This is a genomic window from Geodermatophilus sp. SYSU D00079, from assembly GCF_054050635.1.
This window is the reverse complement of record NZ_JBJGZS010000059.1, coordinates 1-4,046: the sequence shown is the minus strand read 5'-3', so window position 1 is coordinate 4,046 and position 4,046 is coordinate 1. Positions and strand designations below refer to the sequence as shown.

The window sequence follows — 4,046 nt, the reverse complement described above, 5'->3', positions numbered from 1 at the left end:
TCTCCATCGGCCCCAACAACGAACTCGGCGGCCCCAACGACACCCCCTGCCACTTCGACATCCCGATGCGCGGCTGCAGCCTCTACCTCGACGACGCCCTCATCGTCGACGCCGGCGAGCTCACCGTGCCCGAGATGCGCCCGGGAAACCGCCGATGAGCCTCGCCCCCGAGGCCGGGGTCGAGCCGCTCGTCGCGCTGACCACCACCGTCAACGGCCAGGAGGTCACCGCCACCGTGCCGCCCCGGCTGCACGCGGCCGACTTCCTGCGCCAGCGGCTGGGCCTCACCGGTACGCACGTCGGCTGCGAGCAGGGCTCGTGCGGCATGTGCACGGTCGTCGTCGACGGGGAGGCGGTGAAGTCCTGCCTCATGCTGGCCTGCCAGCTCGACGGCCGCAGCGTGCGCACGGTCGAGTCGCTGGCGGTGGACGACCGGCTCGACCCGCTGCAGCAGACGTTCAAGGAGGAGCACGCCCTCCAGTGCGGCTTCTGCACCCCCGCGTTCCTGATGACGGCGACCGCGCTCGGCCAGCAGGGCCGCGGCCGCCCGTCCCGGGAGGAGATCCGGGAGGAGGTCGCCGGCGTGCTCTGCCGCTGCACCGGCTACGAGAACGTCGTCACCGCGATCGAGCGGTGGTTCGCCGAACACCCCCAGCGCGCCGAGGACGCCGACCCGTCGCCGGAGGTGACGCCATGACCACGGTGGAGCGCCCCGCTCCTCCCGTCCAGACCGGCCCGAAACCCGGTGGGATCGGGACGTCGACGCCCCGCAAGGAGGACGACCGGCTGCTGCGCGGCGACGGCCGGTTCACCGACGACGTCGAGCCGGCCCGGGTGCTGTACATGGCGGTGCTGCGCTGCCCGTACCCCCACGCGCGGGTGCTGCGGGTGGACACCTCCGCCGCCGAGCAGCTCGACGGCGTCATGCACGTGCTGGTGGGGCAGCAGGTGCGGGCCGCCACCGAGCCACTGCCGGTGCTCCGCCCGGTGCCCGGCGCACCCCAGCTGCCGTACTACGCCCTGGCCGGGGACGTCGCCACCCACGAGGGCCAGCCGGTGGTGAGCGTGGTGGCCACCAGCCGTCACCTGGCCGAGGACGCCCTCGAGCTGGTCGACGTGGACTACGAGCCGCTGCCGCACGTGGTCGACGTCCTCGCCGCGCTGGAGCCGGGTGCGCCCGTGCTGCACCCGTCGGTGCTGGACTCGAACCTGCTGGCGGCCAACTCCGACGGCAGTGGCGACCCCGAGGCCCGGATGGCCGAGGCGGACGTCGTGGTCGAGGGCCGGTTCCGCATCAACCGGGTCACCGCGCTGCCGATGGAGACCCGCGCCGTCGTCGCCGAGTGGCGGCCCGGGGCCCGGGAGCTCACCGTCCACATCTCCTCGCAGGTGCCGCACCTGATCCGCAAGTCGCTGGCCGAGGTGCTGCGGCTGCAGGAGAGCGACATCCGGGTCGTCGCCTCCGACGTCGGGGGTGGGTTCGGCCTCAAGCTCGGGGTCTTCCCGGAGGACGTGCTGGCCTGCCTGCACGCCATGGCGCTGCGCCGGCCGGTGAAGTGGACCGAGGACCGCGCCGAGCACTTCCGCGCCTCCACGCACGCCCGCGAGTCGGTGCACGACTACCGGATCGCCGCGGACGCCGAGGGCCGGATCCTGGCCATGACCAACGTCTACGCCACCGACATCGGCGGGTGGAACTCCCCCTTCGGGTCCGCGCAGCTGTCCAGCGTGGTGTTCAACGGCCCCTACCGCGTCGAGGACGGGTACACCGAGCGCCGGGTCACCCTGACCAACAAGACGCCGATCGGGGCCTACCGGGGGTACGGGCAGCCGGAGGTCAACTTCGCGTACGAGCGCCTGATGGACACCCTCGCCCGGAAGCTGGACCTGGACCCGGTGGAGCTCCGCGCGGCCAACATGGTCAAGCAGTCGGACCTGCCGTGGCGCAACCCCACCGGTGCGGTCTACGACAGCGGGGACTACGAGCGCTGCCTGCGGATGGCCGCGGAGGCCATCGGCTGGGCCGACCACCGCGACGCCCCGCGGGTGCCCCGCGCCGACGGGCGGCTGGTCGGCATCGGGTTCTCCTCCTTCGTGGAGCGCACCGGCTACGCCAGTGCCCGGTTCCTGGCCAACCGCGGCTCCCAGTTCGGTGCGCACGAGAGCGTCACGTTGCGGGCCAACCGGTCGGGCGGCATCGACGTCTACACCGGCGTCTCCTCGATGGGGCAGAGCAGCGAGACCGCGTTCGCCCAGGTGGTCAGCGACGTCTTCGGCATCGGGTACGACCTGGTCCGGGTGCACGCCGGGGACACCGCCATCTCGCCGCTGAACACCGGTGGGTTCGCGTCCCGCACGATGATCGCCGCGGCCGGGGCGCTGAAGGAGGCCGCCGAGGAGCTGGCCCGCAAGACGCTGCGGCTGGCCGCGGGCAAGCTCGACGCCGATGCGGCCGACCTGGAGATCGCCGGCTCCGTCGTCCGCCACCGCGACGTCCCGGGCGTGGAGGTCCGCCTCGCCGAGGTCTTCACCGCCGCGATCACCGGCCAGGGGATCCCGCCCGGGGAGGACCCGGGGCTGGAGGCCACCTCCCACTTCGAGCCCTCCGACGCCGCCTACTCCTTCGGGACGGCCGCGGCGCTGGTGTCGGTCGACCCGGGGACCGGGGAGTTCACCGTCGAGCGGTTCGTGATGGTGCACGACGCCGGGACGGTGGTGAACCCCATCGTCGTCGAGGGCCAGATCCGGGGTGCGCTGGCGCAGGGCTTCGGCGCGGCGCTGACCGAGGAGCTGCGCTACGACGCGGAGACCGGACAACTGGTCAACGGCTCGATGGTCGACTACTTCGTCCCCACGGCGGCCGACCTGCCGCCGCTGGAACTGCTGCACACCGAGGTGGCCTCCCCGGTCACCCCCTTCGGCGTCCGCGGGGTGGGGGAGGCCGGCACCATCCCGCCCGGCGCAGCGGTGGCCAACGCGATCTGCGACGCGCTCGCCGACCACGGGGTGGAGCTCTCCAGCCTCCCGATCACACCGGAGGCGGTCTGGCGGGAGCTCACCGGCCGGGCGGACCACCTCGACACCCACCTGGACCCCACCCCCGGGGACCTGCCCGACGGAGGAGACGGCTACTGATGAGCACCGACCTGACCACCGACGCGGCCGCCTGCGAGGCGTCGCCGGCACCCGGCTCCCCGGACGCCTCGCGCATCGGGCTGATCGTGCCGAGCTCCAACACCACGATGGAGACCGAGCTGCCGGAGCTCTTCCGCCGGCAGACCGAGGCCACCGGGCACCGCTACACCTTCCACTCGGCCCGCGCGGCGATGAAGCAGGTGACGAAGGAGGAGCTGGCCGCGATGGTCGGCAAGGCGGCCGACTGCGCGGTCGCGGTCTCCGACGCCGACGTCGACGTCATCGCCTACGCCTGCCTGGTCGCGGTGATGGCCCAGGGGCCCGGCGCGCACAAGGAGTCCGAGCAGGTCATCGGCGAGGCGGCGCGCGCCAACGGGCACCCGGCGGGGGTCGTCAGCAGCGCCGGTGCGCTGGTGCGCACCCTCAGCGGCATCGGCGTGCACCGGGTCGCGATGGTGACGCCGTACATGGCGCCGCTCACCCGGCTGGTGCGCGAGTACGTGGAGGGGGAGGGCGTCGAGGTGCTCGATGCGATCGCCCTCGAGGTGCCCGACAACCTCGCGGTCGGGCGGCTGGACCCCGGCCGGCTGCCGGAGATCGCCCGCGGGCTGCGGCGGGAGGGTGCCGAGGCGATCGTGCTCTCGGCCTGCGTGCAGATGCCCTCGCTGGCCGCCGTCCAGACCGTCGAGGACGAGCTCGGGCTGCCGGTCGTCACCGCCGCCACCGCGACCACCTACGAGGTGCTCCGGGCGCTCGGGCACGCGCCCGCGATCCCCGGGGCGGGCGCGCTGCTCACCGGCGCGCTGGGCTGAGCCGGGGGGGGGGGGGGGGGGGGGGGGGGGGGGGGGGGGGGGGGGGGGGGGGGGGGGGGGGGGGGGGGGGGGGGGGGGGGGGGGGGGGGGGGGGGGGGG

The 4,046-nt window shown here is 74.3% G+C and carries 3 protein-coding genes; all 3 read left to right on the top strand.

Features of this window, described 5'->3' with window-relative positions:
* The first annotated feature begins 154 nt into the window (after nucleotides 1-154).
* Genes ACI79E_RS22330 through ACI79E_RS22320 form a run of 3 tightly spaced genes read left to right on the top strand, consistent with a single transcriptional unit; the run spans nucleotide 155 to nucleotide 3,947 of the window.
* A complete protein-coding gene (locus ACI79E_RS22330; protein WP_456934775.1) occupies nucleotides 155-697 on the top strand; it encodes a (2Fe-2S)-binding protein in 543 nt (180 codons plus the stop codon).
* A complete protein-coding gene (locus ACI79E_RS22325) occupies nucleotides 694-3,135 on the top strand; it encodes a xanthine dehydrogenase family protein molybdopterin-binding subunit (protein WP_456934774.1) in 2,442 nt (813 codons plus the stop codon). The genes ACI79E_RS22330 and ACI79E_RS22325 overlap by 4 nt, the downstream gene beginning before the upstream one ends.
* Complete coding sequence (locus tag ACI79E_RS22320) at nucleotides 3,135-3,947, top strand: maleate cis-trans isomerase family protein (protein WP_456934773.1); 813 nt, start codon at nucleotides 3,135-3,137, stop codon at nucleotides 3,945-3,947. The genes ACI79E_RS22325 and ACI79E_RS22320 overlap by 1 nt, the downstream gene beginning before the upstream one ends.
* Nucleotides 3,948-4,046: the final 99 nt, after the last annotated feature.